Here is a 17,627-nt window from a genome sequence, read left to right as displayed (position 1 = left end):
TATATATTCAATGTGTTATTTTACAATAGCTTCAATTCGATCAAGCTCCCACACCCCACCTGTTGCCAAGCCTTTGCACATCCCTGTCCACATATCTTTTGTGTGTACAAAACTCTTGCCGTCCCAGACCCATTCTTCACTTGCCCAGCAATCGCCTATGCCTCTTCCCTTTTGAGCACTACTAATAATACCACTATCGAAATCAGAAGCTGTCTCTGTCACAAACGTTGCCTTACCAGTCAAAGACTCATCGAGTACCCATGCCCCATATCCTTCGTTATAAGCACCTCTCCAACACAACGTAGTCGCCAAAACTTTCTTATTGGTTAGTTTATATAGCTCAATTTTCTGTGGTTCAGCTCCATCACTATTCCCATCATAAATTCCTTCACAAAAGTCTTCTTTAGGATTTGGATTAGCTGCCATTAAGCTATGGTGTATTGCTTGATACTGCTTGCTTTTAAGCTGTAATGTTAAATAAGGTTTGTTTGAAGTCTTAATACGTTTAACAAGTAGTTTTGGCTCAGGCATAAGTACTTTAGTTTCATTGGCGCTACCCTTTTTAACCAAAGCACCAACTGTTCCTATACGCTTCTGAAAATCATCCATTTTTAATAACACAGCGGTCATTCCTGCATCGGAAATTTTCCATTGATGCTGCGCATTTTTAAATACAATTTCAGTTTTCTGTTTAGACTGTTGTAGTACAGCGTTGACTTGTGAATTATTCAATTTCCCCATCAATGGCAAATCGGTACCATCTATAGTCACAGTGCCTAAATCTTTGCCATTTATATAAAAATGAATATTTTTAAGCTGATTGGCTGGCAAGCTTTGCTCATAGGCTGATAAAGCAAATTCAGCTTGCACAGCTTGTTTTGGCCCTGCTTTACGCACTAATAAAAGCGATGCTGGATTATCGCCATTTTCTTCATTTTGATAGCCTGCGGCTTTACATGTACCCGTATTGCTACACGAGATTTCCCACTCTTGGTGTGAAAATGAAATACCTTTTATTTCTTGAGCAAAACTATAAGAACTCATTACCGTCAAACAGCAAATTGAAAGCATTTTTTTCATTTTTCATGTCTCTGCTGGTCTGTTTTATTATTAAGTTAAAACAGTTTAAAATTTTGGACTAACATCTAGTTTAAAAGAATATGCTAGGTTTATATAAAATTTAAATGATTACTTTTTTAAAATGAAAAAACTGAATTTTTTATTAAGCACAGCATTGGTCAGTCTAACTTCATCTGCTTATGCAGAAGTAAAAAGCTTTACACCTCATTTCCCCAAGTTTTATAGCTCTGCTGCAACACGTAAAGCAGACAATCAATTCTATGCTCTAGGAGAGGCAAAGTTTTTAAACGGCGTTACAGTCCCATTTTATGGTGTTACAGCACAAAGCCCAACAGAGAATGGTTTACTTAAAGACTTTGAAACCTGTACACCTAAAAGCTGCCATTTTAATTTTAAACTCGATGCTCAACATGCAAAACAACTCAAGCTTCTTGCATTACCTGAAACAGGTTTGGTGCTCGTTCCAAGAAATTGGCAAGATGTGCAAGCAAATGCAGGCGCTAATGGGACTGGTTTTGCTCTAATAATGAGTACAGATCAAAAACAAGCAATAGAACTCTATGATTCTTCATTTTGTGTTGGCTGTGGACTACCAAATGCAACACTTTATTTTCCTGAGCTGCTAAAAGAAAGTCTTGAAAATGAATTCGGTGGCTATAAAGACCCTAAAAAACTCATCAATATTGTTCACCCTTCTAAGAAAGTGGCTTTTTTTAGTTATCAAATTCCACAAGTGAACAATAAAACGCATGGTATTGCTAAATATGATGATGAAGACACTTTTAACTATAAAGAGATTCAAGTCACCTTAGATAAATCCCAACAATCTTTAGTTGGCCCTATCCTTAATTTTTATAACGCGACTCATTAATCCAATACTTATAAAAAACCCGCTTTCGCGGGTTTTCTTTTATTTATGTAGTATTGATTCAAAAGCCTTTAAACGCTTATAAATCGAAAGTAGTTCAATAATTGTTTTCCATGAAGTAATTAAATATTGAAATGATTCACGGACCTTATCAAACACATTGCTTATTTGTGTAATTAAGCCTAATGTCATTTTACCCGCTGCAATAGATGGGAATAAAACAACTAAGCTATATAAAATATCTAATTGTAGATACCAGATACTGACCAGATTAAAATAAGAATAATGCAAATATAATCTAAAATAATTCAGCTTAACACTCGAGAAAAGTTCTTTTAGTGTTTTTGGTTGCGCTCTTTCCTCATAATCTTCGCCATAAACCAGTTCTTTACGGTAAGCAGCTTCTACTTTTTGATTATTAAATTGTAGACCAGGCAATTTAATACCAACCACCATTAATAGAACTGTACCAAAAACAGCCCATACTATTGCCGCCCACACCAATGAATGGTCAATTTCTCCTACCAGAGGAAGTACCTTAACTTGCTTAGAAAGCTCAAACAGAATAGGTAAAAATGCAATTAATACCATAATTGCCTTTATAAAATTTACCCCTAAATCCTCTAAAACAGATGCGAAACGCATGGTATCTTCTTGTACACGTTGTGAAGCACCTTCTACATGACGCAGCTTATTCCAATGCTCTGTGTAGTATTCGTTCATTGCTGTACGCCAACGGAATACATAATGGCTAGCAAAAAATGAATTAATTACAGCTAAAGTCACACCAACCATAGCAATTAAAAGGAATGTAACCGTTCCCATATAAAGTTTATTAATGTCACCACCACCGTGATCTAACATACTTTGAATGAGATTATAAAAAGGTCCATACCATGCATTAATAGCAACACTAACCTGAACGCTAAACCAAATGTTGAACAAAATAAATGCCGAACCCCACACAGACCAACGTTGCCATGGATTATTCGATATAGCCTTCCAAAACCCAGCAAACAGTGCTGTAGAGATTAAAAACCAAAGGTAAAACCATAAGAAGGTTGGAGACCAAAAACGGCTAACACCTATTGGCAACTGTGCATCATGGTAGCCTTTAGCAAACCCAATAAAAGTTCCCCATGTGTTCCCACCGGAGTACCAGAGCACCATATTTAGCACGATCCAAACAACCGCAGATATAAAAAAATACCGTGGTGATGGAAAAAAAGATTTGAACATTGAGCGTGGATATCCTTATATTTCTTCAAATTTACAATGGAAGGAATACTAAAACCTAAACCTTAAAATTGTGAAGGGCAAAGTTTAGAGAATTGTCAGTTTTTCCCGTTTCATTGAAGGATTTGATCGTTTTTTTGTAAATTCATCCCTTTTTGGCAATTTAATCCTTTTAAATTACCTTGTATATGACTCCCTTAAGAGCCATATACGGCTTTTATAACACAGCAATATCAGAGATTAAATCTCTTCTTTACGAACAATATAGCCTTCCAACTGCATTGCCTGAATGAGCAAATCTAAGTCGGAAGCACTTTTAAGCTCAACATCAACACTCACAGCGCTTTCTTTGGCACGGCTTGTTGCGGCAAAGCGCTCATGACGCAATTCATAAATATTACCGCCTTGCTCAGCAATGATTGCTGTTAAACGGGCTAAAGCACCTGGGTTATCTGGTAATTCAACACGAATACGAACCATACGCCCTGTACGCGTTAAATGACGTTGTAATACAGAGACCATAACGCGTGTATCAATATTGCCACCAGAAAGCACTACACCAAGTTTATGACCTAAAAATAAATCAGGACGAGACATAATTGCGGCAATACCTGTTGCACCGGCCCCTTCACATACTGTTTTCTCAATATTGAGTAACAGCGCAATTGCCTCTTCAATCATGTCTTCAGTGACAACAACAATGTCATCAACATATTCTTTAGCAACTTGAGTTGTAAGCTCACCCGGAGTTTTTACCGCAATACCTTCTGCAACTGTAGAGCCCATTGAAACGGCATGCTGATAATTGCAAAGAAGTTTCGCCATACTTGGATATACAACCGATTGCACCCCAATCACTTTAATTTTGGGATTGATAGCTTTAGCAGCAATCGCAATACCAGAAATTAGACCACCACCGCCAATTGGCACAACTAAAATGTCTAGTTCAGGAACAGCTGCAAGCATTTCGAGTGCAATGGTTCCCTGACCTGCAATAATTTCTGCATCATCAAATGGGTGGATAATCGTTAAAGATTCTTCTTGTGCAACGCGGTGCATTTCAGCAGCAGCTTCTGAAAAGTCTTGTCCATGTAAAATGACTCGTGCCCCATATTCACGCACTCGTTGTACTTTTACATTAGGTGTCGATTTCGGCATTACAATAGTTGCTGTTACGCCTGTGCGCTGAGCATGATACGCTACGCCTTGCGCATGATTACCTGCCGAAGCTGCAATAACACCATGTTGTTTTTCTTGGTCAGATAAACACAACAGTTTATTCAGTGCACCCCGTTCCTTAAAAGAAGCTGTAAATTGTAAGTTTTCAAATTTCAGCCACATCTCAGCCCCTAAGGTTTTAGAAATGGTTTCTGAGAAAACAAAAGGAGTTTTTACGACTAAACCTTCTAAACGCTCTGCGGCAGCATGAACATCATCTAATGTTGGAAACCCATTTTTAACCTGTTGCTGTATCATTTATCTAGTCAGCCTCAATACATTACAAATCAATTATTTTTTAAAAATGACATCAATATTTTATATTGATCATCAGAGTTTTCAGCATATCCAACATATACTTAATATACAAAAATTTTTATTCCAAAAATTAAGGATTTAAACTTACATAAAAAAAAGCCCTATTCAGGCTTTTTAATTAATTTTCAAATAATTAACGTCAAATTATTGAGTTTGTGCACTTAATCCTTCAGTAGACATATTCTGTTCAGCTATTTTTTCATCAATAGCAAACTGAATATCGGAAAGTTTGGCATTGGCTGCATCGATGCCAGATTTCATGGTGGCTTCACGGCCTTTCACATCAAAAATATGCGCTTTTTCTCTTAAATCTGGCTGAATAACAACATCCGCATATTGTAATTCTTCTGCCGCCAAACGACCTTGCATAATATTAATATTCTGGTTAAACAGTCCCCAGACATTCGAGGTTTCTGTGTAAATAGGCTGAGCTAAAATATCAACAGCAATAATGACATCAGCACCTAAATCTCGTGCGACTTCAACCGGCACAGGACTCACTAACCCACCATCGACATATTCAGATTTACCAATTTTAGTGGGTACAAACATACTTGGAATTGAAGCAGATGCTCTTACGGCTTGCCCAGTATTACCATAGTTAAATACGGTTTTAGTGCCATGCTTTAATTCAGTTGCAACCACATACATTGGGATTTTCATTTTTTCGAGTGGCATGTTGTTTACTTGCTGGTTAACGTAGTTTTCTACTTTTTTACCATCAAAAAAACCTTTTAGTCCTATACTAATATCACGCACATCACCAGCTTTCATTTTTAAAGCCGTATCACGTAATTGAGCAGGACTTTTACCACTGGCATAAAGTGCTCCAACAATACTACCAGCACTAGTACCTACAATAAAATCTGGTCGAATACCATGTTGTTCCAAAACCTCAATAACACCGATATGAGCATAACCTCGTGCTCCACCGCTGCCCAATACAAGCGCAACAACTGGACGCTTTTGCTGTTTTTTAATTCGTGCAAATGGCTGTTCAACAGAGCGAGCATAAGCTTCCGTTGTTTGCGGTTTTAGAGCAGCAGACAAGTGTGTAGTGGTCTGGCATCCTGCCAACACTATAGAGAGTCCGAGAACCCACAATTTAAGCTGTTTCATGGCCTATATTCGCACTATGAGGTTTAAGTTCGGATTGCAATTTTAGTTGCTAGTATCGTTAAAAGCTGTATTGAATTTATTTAATTTGTCATGTTTAAAATTTAGACTCAAGTATTTTATCTATCCCCTATAAAAAAGGCCCCTTATTTATAAGAGGCCTTTTGTAACTTACCAGATATCTGAATCAACTTTTTTCTTCAACTCTGGATACTTATCAATTTTAAACTCAGGCTCTTTAATGCCTTTTTTCAATTGTTCACGGTAATCTTTTAACAATGTGCGTGCCATCGGTGTTAATAGTACGATTGCAATCAAGTTAATCGTTGCCATGATACCCATAAACAAGTCAGCCATAGACCAAACGAGTGGAACACTACCAATTGCACCGAAGTACACCATCACCAATACAAAAATACGGAAGATGAACATGACTTTCGGGTTGTTATTAATAAACTGCACATTACCTTCAGCATAGGCATAGTTACCTAATACAGCTGAATAACAGAACAAGAATAATAGAACAGCAAGGAAGTCCGATCCCCAATGCCCAACTTGAGTTTCTAAAGCACGTTGAGTTAATTCAACACCGACAAAACCTGCATCTTGGTAAACACCAGAAACCAAAATAATGATTGCAGTACTTGTACATACAATGAAAGTATCTACAAACACACCGAGCATTTGTACCAAACCTTGGTTTACAGGATGTTTTACATCAGACGCAGCTGCTGCGTTTGGTGCAGAACCCATACCAGCTTCGTTAGAGAACAAGCCACGCTTAATCCCTTGCATCATTGCCATTGATACTGCCGCACCAAAGAAACCACCTGCTGCAGAATTAAAGTTGAAAGCTTCAGTCACAATCAACTTTAAAATATCAGGCAAAATCGCATAGTTACTGATTGCAATATAGAGAGCAACAGATAAGTAAAGACCTGCTTTTAAAGGTACAAACATCTCTGCAAATTTAGCGATACGCTTAATACCACCAAAAATTGCCAATGCAACCATAACGACGAGCGCAAGACCAACCCATGAAATTTCTAGATCAACGCCACCTAGATGAGCAATAACATTGGCTTTATCCCAACCCCAAGCATGTGAAGATGCATTAGCAATCGCGTTGATTTGAACTGAGTTAAATACGAAACCGTAGGTAAAGATCAATGCAAGTGCGAAGACCACACCAAAGGTTTTACTGCGCAAACCTTGAGTAATATAGTAGGCTGGTCCACCACGGAACTGTTTACTCTTACTATCTCTAACTTTAAATAGCTGAGCAAGCGTAGACTCAATAAAAGCAGAGCTCATACCAAGAACAGCAGTTACCCACATCCAGAAAACTGCACCTGGGCCACCAATTGCGATAGCAATTGCTACACCAGCAATATTACCTACCCCAACACGGCTCGCAAGGCCAGTTACAAACGCCTGAAAAGGTGTAAGACCATGCTCATCTTCCCCTTCTGTACGACTACTTTTCATCACTCGGATACTTTGCAAGAACATGCGAATTTGCACAGCTCCTGTTAAGACCGTATAAAAAATACCTACAGCTAGCAAGAAAATAACCAAAAAGTCCCATAAAGGGTCATTAAAAAATTTTACCCACGACATCAGTGTGGCATTGAGTTGTTCATTCATACTCGGTCCGCTTACGTTCCTTGCTAATGTGCTAAAAGCACATGCCAAAATACTGCAATAAACAAAAAAGCCCCTAGAAACCGGGACTTTTCAGTAAATTCAAGAAAAAACTTTTAATGTCAATTGAATAGCAATTACCGTCACAAGTTTAAGCAACATCATGCCCAATACTAAGCCTTTGAAGGTTGCATGAGAGAAAGCGACCTTCAGATAAAATAATATCATTGCACTACTGAATTTTTCCGCTTTCGGAAAAACAGTATGCATCGACTCAGCTACAAACTTGGAGACTAACAAATGACCACCGCTAAATAAACTCGTCTAATGATTCCCATCAGTTAAACGAGTTTTACAAAATCTGGATTTAAGCCAATAAGCATATTTACATATACTTTTGAACAAATGTCTAAACTGGATATAAATTTCAAAGACTGTAACGAGCCATCGCTATAACGCGATTATCTGCGCCCTTTTCTCCATGATCAAAGAAGAGTGCGTTTAGACCTGTACTAAGCTGTTGTATTTTTTGTGACTCAGTAGCTGCTTGAGTTACGTTCATTTTCATGGTTGCAATGGTAATCGCCAATCCTTGTTTCATGAACTGCTTGTTGATGAGTGGTAAACTCATGTAAAGCTCCTATACCTCGTGTATTTCTCCATTTCTGCATTTAAATCCTTTTTGTAAAAGGATTTTGTTTGCAGCCACTATTTCCTAACGTGAGTATGGAGAAATCATACCTGCGTAAAAAAGTCGGTATTATGCAGAAATTTAAAGTTTTGTGTATATTTTTCATTAAAATTTTATATAAAAAATGGTCATATTTTATATAAAACTATCCGTTTTGTACTGTTTTTAAACATATTATACCTTTATTTCAATTGAATATTTTTCACCCACTCCCTGTTATGCTTTTATTTTTTATAACCGACAAAATCACACTATTTTGTCTATTTAAATCTAAAGTGGCATATTCGAATTATAATTAATCAGACAATATGTCTAAACTAATTAAATTATCATACCTGTAAGGATATCTCTTTTCTAATATTTTTTGCTTATAAATGAAGTACTTTCAAAGCATGAAATTAAGCTTCAAAAAGTATGAAATATTTAAGAAAAAGATATAGGAGTACTCATGAATCTGGAACAAGTTCGTTTCGTTGATGAAGCTATCACTTCTCGACATTCTGTCCGCGCTTTTTTAAATACTCCAATTGAGTCAGAAGTCATTAAAGATATATTACAAGTCGCAAGTCGAGCACCTTCTGGAACAAATACTCAACCATGGAAAGTCTATGTAGTAACAGGCAACAAGCGTGATGAAATGGTAGAGCGTGTTTGTGCAGCACAAATTGAAGTTTCAAAAAACCCAGAACTTGCAGAAAAATATAAAGAAACCTTTGCCTATTATCCTGAAAAATGGATATCGCCGTTTATTGATCGCCGCCGTGAAAATGGTTGGGGGCTCTATGGCCTACTCGAAATCAAAAAAGGCGAAAAAGAAAAAATGGCGGAACAGCAGTTACGTAATTTCAAACTGTTCGATGCTCCAGTCGGCCTTTTCTTTACTGTAAATAAAACAATGGGAATCGGGTCTAAAATGGATATTGCAATGATGATCCAGAATGTGATGGTCGCTGCTAAGGCACGTGGTTTAGATACATGCCCACAAGCAGCTTGGAACCATTTTCACCCTGTTGTTTTAGATATCTTGGGTGCATCAGATGAAGAAGAGCTTGTATGTGCAATTGCGTTAGGTCATGCTGATCCTAACCACATTGTAAATACCTTTATTACCCCTAGAGAACCAGTTGAAAATTTCGCAGTTTTTCTAGACGAATAATATATAAGTGGCCATTCTCTTAAAACTATGAGAATGGCTTTATTGTTACCTGTTTCGTCGCTTTTAATACGACAATAAAACCGCTTAGTGTAAATAACACCATCATCACGCCCATATTAAGCGATGCAGACCAAATAAGAAAATTAAGTAATACACCACCTAAAAGACCACAAGCGAACTGCATACTTCCCATGATTGCACTCGCTGTCCCTGCGCGAGCCCCCTGTTTAGACATTGCCAGCGCCATTGCATTTGGTCCTGTTAAACCAATGCCTGAAATAGCTAAAAATAGCCCTAACATTACAAGCCATAAAGGTGCTGCTGGGATTAAACCCGCAATAAATACAATAATCGCTCCAGTTACTTGGACAAGCGAACCCGCCTTTAGCCGTTTAGTGATTTCAACACGTGTTGTTAAGTGCTTATTTAAAGATGACATCAGCATAATGCCAAAAGCATTTAGCCCAAATACATAAGCAAACTCTTGTTGATTGAGTCCGTACTGATCCATAAAAACTGCTGGGGCTGAGCTGATATAACAAAATAGCGCTGCTCCTGTTAAACACCCTGCAAACATAGGTAAACGGAAGCTCGTATCTTTGAAAATAGCCCCATAGAGGGTCACTACTTGATAGAGCGATAGCTTAAGCCTTTTATCGGTTGCTAAGGTCTCTTTAAAGAAGAAATGTACACACAACCAACATATGACGCCGACAATTGAAAGGGCAATAAAAATAGCTTGCCAAGGGAACCAGATTAAAATCCATGCCCCGATCATCGGTGCCAAAATTGGTGCAAGCCCCATTACAATCATCATGCTTGAAAAAGCTTGTGCCGAGCCTTGAACATCTAATTTATCGCGTATGGCTGCACGAGCCATTACCACACCGACACAGCCGCCTAAAGCTTGCAAAATACGAGCAGCAATTAAACCCCATTCATTTGTCGCCAATACGCAAAATAAGCTTGCGACTGCATAAAGCGCGAGGCCAAAGTAAAGTGGTTTTTTTCTACCAATACGGTCGCTTAGAGGACCATAAACCAATTGCCCAATAGCTAAGCCAAAAAAATAAGCTGGTAATGTATTTGCCACCATTTGCGTACTCACCCCGAAATCATGAGCCATTTGTGGCAAAGCAGGTAAGTACATATCGATGGATAATGGCCCTAAAGCCGTAAGCAAAGCGAGCAGCATAATCCAGCCAATAGAGTATTGACGCTGGGCTGTTTGTTCAGACATAACGATATTTCATTTTTCAATCATTTGCATACAGACAAGCTTACACTGTCTATCGTATGATTTGTGCAACATTGGTGTAGAAATACACAAATCCTTTACCACTCAGGTTGATCAGCAAGGACTTCCTTTGAAATCTTGGTTTAAACGCCTAAAAAGAGCGACTTATAACACAACATTTATGTATAACGTGCGAATGCTGATAGCCTTTTCAGGAACTGCTTTCGTGCCTTATTTTTTAGGCTATCAATTAGCAACAATTCCACTCACTTTAGGTGTAGTCGCAGCAGGTTTAAGTGATATTGATGATCGCTTTTCCGTGCGAATCATGAACCTGATTTATACTTATATTGGGTTCTTCGTTACCGCTGCTTCCGTACAACTACTTTTTCCCTATCCAATGGCTTTTGCTTTAGGGTTAATTGCATCATGTATTGGCTGGATTTTACTCGGTTCATTAGGACGTCGTTACGCAACCATCTCTTATGGCTGTTTAGTTGTTTCAGTCTATACCATGCTAGGTGTTCACCTTTTTGATCATTGGTATATCCAACCTGCCCTTTTAGTTGCAGGCGCTGCATGGTATGGCCTCATTGCTACTATTAGCTTTTTATTATTTCCGGTTCGACAACTACAAGACAAACTGGCTGCGTCTTATGCATCCCTAGGCGATTTTCTTTTTGCAAAATCAAATTTGTTTGATGTAGATATGACTCCTGCCAGCTATCAGCAAAGTATGATTGAGCTGTCGTTAGAAAACGGTAAATTAATTACGATTTTTAATGACTTAAAAACAGCTTTACTGACTCGTTTAAAAGGTGACCGTGGACAAAAAGATACACGCCGAAGCTTACATTATTATTTTGTTGCTCAAGATATTCATGAACGTGCTGACTCAGCCCATATTGACTATCAAAAATTAGCCAAAATTTTTCAGCACAGTGATATTTTATTTAGATTCCAACGAATTTTGGCGGTTCAAGGTAAAGCTTGCCAAGAGTTAAATGAATGTATTTTGCAACGTAAACCTTATAATCATAATAAAAGGTTTAAACAAAGTTTTGAAAACCTACGCCTCTCATTAGAAAAGCTAAGACGCGATCAGCATTATGACCTTTTATGGGTAAATGCTCTTTTCGCTTTATACCAAAATTTAAAGTCTATCGACTCCCAATTACTCAACTTGGAAACTGAACAACACATTCAATCTGACAAAGTTAAACAAGCTGAAAACCAGCTAAAAGACGATGATTTACAAGGATGGAATGATATTGTCATCCGAATAAAACAGAATTTAACTCCCGAATCTGTACTCTTCCGCCATGCAATTCGCGTCTCGATTGTGCTTTTCATTGGTTATGTATTTATTCAAATGACCCATATTGAATATGGCTATTGGATTATGCTTACAGCTCTATTTGTAAGCCAACCCAACTTTAACGCGACCAAGCGCCGCTTACGTTTACGAATTGTTGGGACATTAGTTGGTATTGTCGTTGGACTTGCGATTATCTTCTTAATTCCTTCGACAGAAGGACAACTATTCATGTTGATATTAAGTGGAGTCCTGTTTTTTGAGTTACGCAGTAAACAATATGCGCAGGCAACTGCCTTTATCACCATTTTGGCATTAATTAACTTTAATCTAGACGGTTCAGCGATGGCTGCTGCCATTCCTCGATTTGTAGATACTTTAATGGGATGTGCTTTAGCTTGGTTTGGGGTGACCTTTATTTGGCCTGACTGGAAGTTTCGACGTTTGCCTCGTAACATCAGACGCTCACTGCAAGCTCAATGTAATTATTTAGCCGAAGTTGTCAAACAATATCATGAAGGCCGTAATCATGCGCTAAATTACCGAATTGTACGTCGAGCTGCACATAATACAGATGCTGAAGTTGCTTCACTTATTTCAACTTTAGCGACCGAACCAGACTTTGACCCGACTCGTAAATCCGATATTTTTGAATTTTTATGTTTAAACCATACATTTTTAAGTTATATCGCGGCACTTGGAGCACATCGAGAAAACATTCAGGATCAAGCCGTCCTTAAACTATTAGACCAAGCCCTTGATGATATTCAAGGGGCGCTATTAAGAGACGAAATGCCTGATCTTACAGCACAAAATATGCTCCAAACGATACGTCAACGTCTAAGCCAAAATGATGAAGATGACCAAAAATCACTCATTATTTTACAACAGCTCTCGCTTATGCTTGGTGTATTAAACCGATTTAGTATGTTAAAACAACGACTAAGTCATGATCTTGATAATGATGCCAGTGAGCTTGCATCATTATAAATTCGCCTCGGAATTTAGTATTAAATTGGCATAATATCCTTTCCTGACTTATGCCAATTAGTGCTAAACTTAAAACAGTTTACAATTTGTTATTTGCACTATGACCGCGAAAACTTTATACGCTTATACGCTTCAGCCTGTTCCATATGATGTGTCAGAAGCTGAGCAACGTAATGCACAGCTTCTTATCTGGCGCAGCACTAATAAAATCAGCACAAAAATTTGGGCAATTATGGGTGTCGTTTTAGCCCTAGCTATATTAGGTCTTATTTTTATTAAGAACTACTCTACTGTTTTTTGCTGGGTTGCTATTGTCGCTGTAGTACTTTACTACCTAGGTCGTAAATACGGATTAGAATGGTACGTTAAACGCAAAATGAATGAATTTCCGGTACAGGAAATCAAAGGTATTCGTTTAGGTGTACAACCTCATGGCATCGTGATGCGTCAGCAAATGGGCCATCAAGAAGGCGTTGGTACAATTGGATGGAAAAATATCTACGAATGGTACAATGCACCTGATTTCATTTTGGTCAATTTCAAAGTAAAAGATCCAAAAGGTCAAGAGCAGCAAGGTGCTTACATTCTACCTAAGCGAATGGATTCTAAGAATTTTTCTTTCAATACGATTCGCACTCACTTAAAAGAATCTGTAGGTGAACCAAAAACCTTGTAATTCTCTATTCTATAAAAAGCCTCCTCAGGGAGGTTTTTTAATAAGCTAAAAATAAATGATAATGAAAATTAATATTATCTCCAAAATCCATATTATCTCCCCAATCTTCGGCTATACTTCGTTACAAGATCTCCATCATATTTACATTTTCGACCATGTTTAAAAAAATTTTATTTCAAATTCATTGGTTTCTAGGTATTACTGCTGGCCTCATCTTATCCATTATGGGTGTAACAGGTGCAATTTATTCTTATGATCAACAAATTTTAAAATGGGTGAATTCTGATAGTTATGTTGTTCAAGCTGAAAATACTCCAAAATTAACTCCTGCTCAGCTATATCAACATTTCAATACAACTCAGCCTGAAATTAAAATTAATAGCATTACGATTGCCAAGGACCCCACCTCTTCTTCTGTTGTGAATATTGAAAAAGAAGGTGAACGTCGTGGCTATAATATGATGGTGAACCCTTATAACGCTCAAGTTCTGCCAGATGTAAAAGGGCGAAATTTGTTGTTACTCATACAACAAATTCATCGTAATTTAACAGCTGGTGAAGTTGGTAAACAAATTACTGGTGCATGCGCACTCATGTTAATTTACTTCGTGCTCAGTGGGTTATATTTACGCTGGCCTAAAAAGCATTCTGCTCGTCAATGGCTCGCTGTTAAGCCGAAGTTGAAAGGCCGAAATTTTATTTGGGATCTACATGCTGTTGTGGGTACATGGGTCATTGTTTTTTATCTTCTTTTCGCTTGTACAGGTCTATATTGGTCTTATGACTGGTGGCGTAGTGGCATGTTCAAAGTGATGGGCGTTGAGCAACCTAAACCACAAGGTCATGGCGCTACTCCTCAAAATCGTGGAATGCAACAAGGCAAACGATCTGACCGTAATAATGATAAAAAATCAGAGCCTCAATTAGATAATACTCAGCTCATTACAGCACTTAATCAAACATGGAGTGGCTTCAATAGTCAGGTCGGGCGTGATTATTCGACACTAACATTGAGCTTACCGAAAAAAGATGATGGAAAAGTTGAGTTAAGCTTTGTCGATGCTACGCCGCAACATGAGCGTGCACGTAACCAAGCCATCTATAATTATCAAACTGGTAATATCGAAAAGATGGAGCTTTACGAAGATAAAAAGCTTAATCAAAAGATCATGAGCAGCATGTTACCAGTGCATCGTGGTAGTTTCTTTGGACCAATTTATCAATTTGTTGCAATGCTTGCTTCACTGGCAATGCCTTTGTTCTTGGTTACAGGATGGATGCTTTATCTTAAACGCCGTAAACAGAAAAAATTAACACAGGCGGCTCGTCAGTCTTTAGCTGGACAATACATTGATCCAAATGCGAAACCTTGGCTTATTACCTATGCAACTCAAACAGGTGTAGCCGAACAACTTGCGTGGAGTACAGCAACAAGTTTACAAGAAGCTCATCAACCTGTTCAGGTTAAACCAGTACAACAGCTCACACAGTCTGATTTAGAGCAGCATGAGCAGGTTTTATTTGTAATCAGTACTTATGGTACTGGTGATGCACCTGATCTCGCCACAAGCTTTGCTAAAAAGCTTTTAAAAGCAAATCTAGATCTTAAACGCATTAACTATGCTGTTTTGGCGTTAGGTTCTAAAGAATATCCTGATACTTATTGTAGCTTTGGACATGCGGTAGACCTCTGGCTTAAAACTAATGGTGCTCATACCCTTTTTAGTACAATTGAAGTTGATAATGCAAACTTAGCGGATATTCAAAACTGGAATCAGGCACTCGCGAAAGCAACTAAATTAGATTTGCATGCTGTAAATTTAGAAAAAGTATTTGATACATGGGTGCTGCAACAACGTGACCTACTCAATCCAAATAGCTTAGGTCAACCTGCTTATAATATTGAGCTTAATGCAAAGCACGAAGCACTATGGCAAGCGGGTGATATTGCTGAAGTTCAACCTGGTAATAGCCCTGAACGTATTCACGACTTTTTGCAGAAGCATCATATTCTTAAAAATACAAAAGTTGATTCTTTACAGATTCCGATCGAAAAAGCCCTTTGGAATAAAGATTTAACTGGAGAAATTGAACCATTTGCGAATCTTGACCATTTATTAGAACAGCTTCCTAACTTACCAACGCGAGAGTATTCGATTGCGAGTATTCCTTCTCAGCAAGTGCTTCGTTTGGTTGTTCGTCAACAATATGACGCGTCTGGTAACCTGGGTTTAGGTTCAGGTTGGCTCACTCAACATACGCAAGTTAATAATGAAATTGCTTTACGTATTCGTACCAATGAATCATTCCATCTTATTGATGACAACCGTCCTATTATTTGTATTGGTAACGGAACTGGTATTGCTGGCTTAATGAGCCTATTACACACCCGTACTCGTCATGATTACAATGAAAACTGGTTAATCTTTGGTGAGCGTCAAAGAGCATGGGATTTCTTCTATGCATCAACTATTGAGGCATGGCAAACAACAGGAATGTTAAAACGCCTTGATTTAGCATTTTCAAGAGATCAAGAAAAACGTATGTATGTTCAGGATGTAATCCGTCAGAATGCAGCAGAATTAGTAAGGTGGATAGAACGCGGTGCTGTTCTTTATGTATGCGGCAGTATTGATGGTATGGCAAGTGGAGTCGATCAAGCACTTATCGAAATTCTAGGTGAAGAACAGGTAGATGAGTTAAGACAACAAGGCCGTTACCGCCGTGATGTGTATTAAAGGTCAATAAAAACAAAAACCGAGTAATAGCTTAAATGCTTTACTCGATTTTTTATTGCATTCAGATTGATTTTGCATACACTGTCTGCAATTTAAATTGCAACTCTAAGCACAATGCAAGTCAGTAAGTGGATCCGTATTTTCCTAGCAATCATTGGTTCGATTTTATTTCTAGATGGATTAGTTCTAATTTGTCTCAATAAAATTAATGTAGGCACAATTATTCCTGTAGTTTTAGGTGTTTTTTTCTGCCTCTATTCTTTATTTTATTATCATTTAGAGCGCTTTTTCTTCTATCACTACCGCTTACACACATTTTGGCGTTTTGGATGGTTATGCTTCTGGATATGGCTAATTGGCTTAGGCTATTTCTTTAGCTTTATTAAAGAAAATAAAGATACTTCAGATAATATTCCTCCAGTAAAAGCAATTATCGTCTTAGGAAGCGGTGTCGAAAATGGTCAACCATCTACAATTCTTGCAAAACGTTTAGATACAGCTGCCCCTTTAGCGCTTAAACAACAGCACGCAAAAGTTGTTTTAACAGGCGGTTTAGACTTTTCTGAAAAAGAAAGCGAAGCATTAGTTATGTCTCGTTATCTTCAGCAAAAGTATCATATTGCAAAAGAACGAATAATTCTTGAAGATAAAAGTACCAGTACTGAACTTAATTTAAAAAATAGTAAACCACTATTAGCACAGCAGCACATTAACTTAAACCAACCAATTGCTATTGTTACAAGTGATTTTCATATTCCTAGAGCAGAAGCAATTGCAAAGAAACAGGGCTATACCCAAGTTTATGGAGTAGCGGCCGAGACCCCATTAGCTACTCGCTATAATGCATGGTTACGTGAATATTTTGCGTATGCGAGTGGATGGCTTCTAAACGAATATTAAAAGTAATTTAGTCGAAAAACTGCTATTCAAAAAATAGCAGTTTTTTATTTGCCAAAATATTAGCAATCAGTACAAATATAAAGTCGATCTAAGCTGAAGATAATAAATTACAGATTAAATTCTTATATTTAGTCTCGAATAAAACAAATTTAATGAGGATCAGGAACCCATCGAAGGCATAAGTATAGAAGTACTAAAGTTAAAAAATTGAAATCAATAGAAAAATAACTTAAAGGAGTAAAACTTTATTCTTTTAGAATAGAAAATTTGAACCCATACTTGATCACATAATAAATAACTTTATATGCAAACATAAAATATTTATGGAAGAATTAATTTAGGAAATTAAATTTTCTGAAAGAAACAATGGTGGGCGCTGACGGGATCGAACCGCCGACATTCTGCTTGTAAGGCAGACGCTCTACCAACTGAGCTAAGCGCCCT

The 17,627-nt window shown here is 37.7% G+C and carries 14 protein-coding genes and 1 tRNA gene; 6 read left to right on the top strand and 9 right to left on the bottom strand.

Features of this window, described 5'->3' with window-relative positions; genetic code table 11:
* Positions 1-15: 15 nt before the first annotated feature.
* Positions 16-1,080 carry a DUF1176 domain-containing protein gene (locus F968_RS00770; RefSeq protein WP_004789308.1) on the bottom strand — a complete coding sequence of 355 codons (1,065 nt, stop codon included), beginning with the start codon at positions 1,078-1,080 and terminating at the stop codon, positions 16-18.
* Between the two features lie 121 nt (positions 1,081-1,201).
* Here F968_RS00770 and F968_RS00765 point away from each other — a divergent pair, with 121 nt between their 5' ends.
* Positions 1,202-1,951 (top strand): DUF4850 domain-containing protein, encoded by a 750-nt coding sequence (locus F968_RS00765; RefSeq protein WP_004789307.1) that lies wholly within the window; start codon positions 1,202-1,204, stop codon positions 1,949-1,951.
* A 39-nt stretch (positions 1,952-1,990) separates the two neighbouring features.
* Here F968_RS00765 and sbmA read toward each other — a convergent pair whose 3' ends face one another.
* The 6 genes from sbmA to F968_RS00740 all read right to left on the bottom strand — a co-directional run bounded on the left by sbmA (position 1,991) and on the right by F968_RS00740 (position 8,111).
* Entirely contained in the window at positions 1,991-3,187 is a 1,197-nt protein-coding gene (gene sbmA, locus F968_RS00760; RefSeq protein ID WP_004789306.1) for a peptide antibiotic transporter SbmA, read from the bottom strand.
* A 237-nt stretch (positions 3,188-3,424) separates the two neighbouring features.
* Positions 3,425-4,660, bottom strand: a complete 1,236-nt coding sequence (locus tag F968_RS00755; RefSeq protein ID WP_004789305.1) for a threonine ammonia-lyase — start codon at positions 4,658-4,660, stop codon at positions 3,425-3,427.
* A 204-nt stretch (positions 4,661-4,864) separates the two neighbouring features.
* Positions 4,865-5,839 (bottom strand): patatin-like phospholipase family protein, encoded by a 975-nt coding sequence (locus tag F968_RS00750; protein WP_004789304.1) that lies wholly within the window; start codon positions 5,837-5,839, stop codon positions 4,865-4,867.
* Between the two features lie 168 nt (positions 5,840-6,007).
* A complete protein-coding gene (locus tag F968_RS00745) occupies positions 6,008-7,483 on the bottom strand; it encodes an alanine/glycine:cation symporter family protein (RefSeq protein WP_004789302.1) in 1,476 nt (491 codons plus the stop codon).
* Between the two features lie 99 nt (positions 7,484-7,582).
* Positions 7,583-7,750, bottom strand: coding sequence for a hypothetical protein (locus tag F968_RS20175; RefSeq protein ID WP_116772752.1), 168 nt, complete (start codon positions 7,748-7,750; stop codon positions 7,583-7,585).
* Between the two features lie 157 nt (positions 7,751-7,907).
* A complete protein-coding gene (locus F968_RS00740; protein ID WP_004789301.1) occupies positions 7,908-8,111 on the bottom strand; it encodes a hypothetical protein in 204 nt (67 codons plus the stop codon).
* Positions 8,112-8,619: 508 nt separating this feature from the next.
* On the opposite strand from F968_RS00740, the gene F968_RS00735 reads away from it, so the two are divergent.
* Positions 8,620-9,327 carry a nitroreductase gene (locus F968_RS00735; RefSeq protein ID WP_004789299.1) on the top strand — a complete coding sequence of 236 codons (708 nt, stop codon included), beginning with the start codon at positions 8,620-8,622 and terminating at the stop codon, positions 9,325-9,327.
* A gap of 25 nt (positions 9,328-9,352) precedes the next feature.
* Here F968_RS00735 and F968_RS00730 read toward each other — a convergent pair whose 3' ends face one another.
* Positions 9,353-10,567, bottom strand: a complete 1,215-nt coding sequence (locus F968_RS00730) for a multidrug effflux MFS transporter (RefSeq protein ID WP_004789297.1) — start codon at positions 10,565-10,567, stop codon at positions 9,353-9,355.
* Positions 10,568-10,694: 127 nt separating this feature from the next.
* Between F968_RS00730 and yccS the strand changes: the two genes are divergently transcribed.
* The 4 genes from yccS to F968_RS00710 all read left to right on the top strand — a co-directional run bounded on the left by yccS (position 10,695) and on the right by F968_RS00710 (position 17,183).
* Complete coding sequence (gene yccS, locus F968_RS00725; RefSeq protein ID WP_034596023.1) at positions 10,695-12,869, top strand: YccS family putative transporter; 2,175 nt, start codon at positions 10,695-10,697, stop codon at positions 12,867-12,869.
* Positions 12,870-12,969: 100 nt separating this feature from the next.
* Positions 12,970-13,545, top strand: a complete 576-nt coding sequence (locus tag F968_RS00720) for an SdpI family protein (RefSeq protein WP_004789292.1) — start codon at positions 12,970-12,972, stop codon at positions 13,543-13,545.
* A 155-nt stretch (positions 13,546-13,700) separates the two neighbouring features.
* Complete coding sequence (locus F968_RS00715) at positions 13,701-16,283, top strand: PepSY domain-containing protein (protein WP_004789289.1); 2,583 nt, start codon at positions 13,701-13,703, stop codon at positions 16,281-16,283.
* Between the two features lie 114 nt (positions 16,284-16,397).
* Positions 16,398-17,183: a YdcF family protein gene (locus F968_RS00710; protein WP_004789287.1), complete on the top strand. Its 786-nt coding sequence runs from the start codon at positions 16,398-16,400 to the stop codon at positions 17,181-17,183.
* Positions 17,184-17,550: 367 nt separating this feature from the next.
* Here F968_RS00710 and F968_RS00705 read toward each other — a convergent pair.
* Positions 17,551-17,626: transfer RNA gene (locus F968_RS00705), tRNA-Val, on the bottom strand.
* Between the last annotated feature and the right edge of the window lies 1 nt (position 17,627).

This window comes from Acinetobacter sp. NIPH 817 (assembly GCF_000368405.1).
In the GTDB taxonomy this organism is placed as follows: domain Bacteria; phylum Pseudomonadota; class Gammaproteobacteria; order Pseudomonadales; family Moraxellaceae; genus Acinetobacter.
Note: the sequence above shows the minus strand (reverse complement) of the source record. Positions and strands in the feature narration are given on the sequence as shown.

What these genes read in the sequence shown, in the direction of transcription:
- sbmA (WP_004789306.1), bottom strand. Translation starts at nt 3,187, where the DNA reads ATGTTCAAATCTTTTTTTCCATCACCACGGTATTTTTTTATATCTGCG.
- F968_RS00710 (WP_004789287.1), top strand. Translation starts at nt 16,398, where the DNA reads ATGCAAGTCAGTAAGTGGATCCGTATTTTCCTAGCAATCATTGGTTCG.
- F968_RS00745 (WP_004789302.1), bottom strand. Translation starts at nt 7,483, where the DNA reads ATGAATGAACAACTCAATGCCACACTGATGTCGTGGGTAAAATTTTTT.
- F968_RS00740 (WP_004789301.1), bottom strand. Translation starts at nt 8,111, where the DNA reads ATGAGTTTACCACTCATCAACAAGCAGTTCATGAAACAAGGATTGGCG.
- F968_RS00770 (WP_004789308.1), bottom strand. Translation starts at nt 1,080, where the DNA reads ATGAAAAAAATGCTTTCAATTTGCTGTTTGACGGTAATGAGTTCTTAT.
- F968_RS00755 (WP_004789305.1), bottom strand. Translation starts at nt 4,660, where the DNA reads ATGATACAGCAACAGGTTAAAAATGGGTTTCCAACATTAGATGATGTT.
- F968_RS00735 (WP_004789299.1), top strand. Translation starts at nt 8,620, where the DNA reads ATGAATCTGGAACAAGTTCGTTTCGTTGATGAAGCTATCACTTCTCGA.
- F968_RS00720 (WP_004789292.1), top strand. Translation starts at nt 12,970, where the DNA reads ATGACCGCGAAAACTTTATACGCTTATACGCTTCAGCCTGTTCCATAT.
- F968_RS00750 (WP_004789304.1), bottom strand. Translation starts at nt 5,839, where the DNA reads ATGAAACAGCTTAAATTGTGGGTTCTCGGACTCTCTATAGTGTTGGCA.
- F968_RS00730 (WP_004789297.1), bottom strand. Translation starts at nt 10,567, where the DNA reads ATGTCTGAACAAACAGCCCAGCGTCAATACTCTATTGGCTGGATTATG.
- F968_RS20175 (WP_116772752.1), bottom strand. Translation starts at nt 7,750, where the DNA reads ATGCATACTGTTTTTCCGAAAGCGGAAAAATTCAGTAGTGCAATGATA.
- F968_RS00715 (WP_004789289.1), top strand. Translation starts at nt 13,701, where the DNA reads ATGTTTAAAAAAATTTTATTTCAAATTCATTGGTTTCTAGGTATTACT.
- F968_RS00765 (WP_004789307.1), top strand. Translation starts at nt 1,202, where the DNA reads ATGAAAAAACTGAATTTTTTATTAAGCACAGCATTGGTCAGTCTAACT.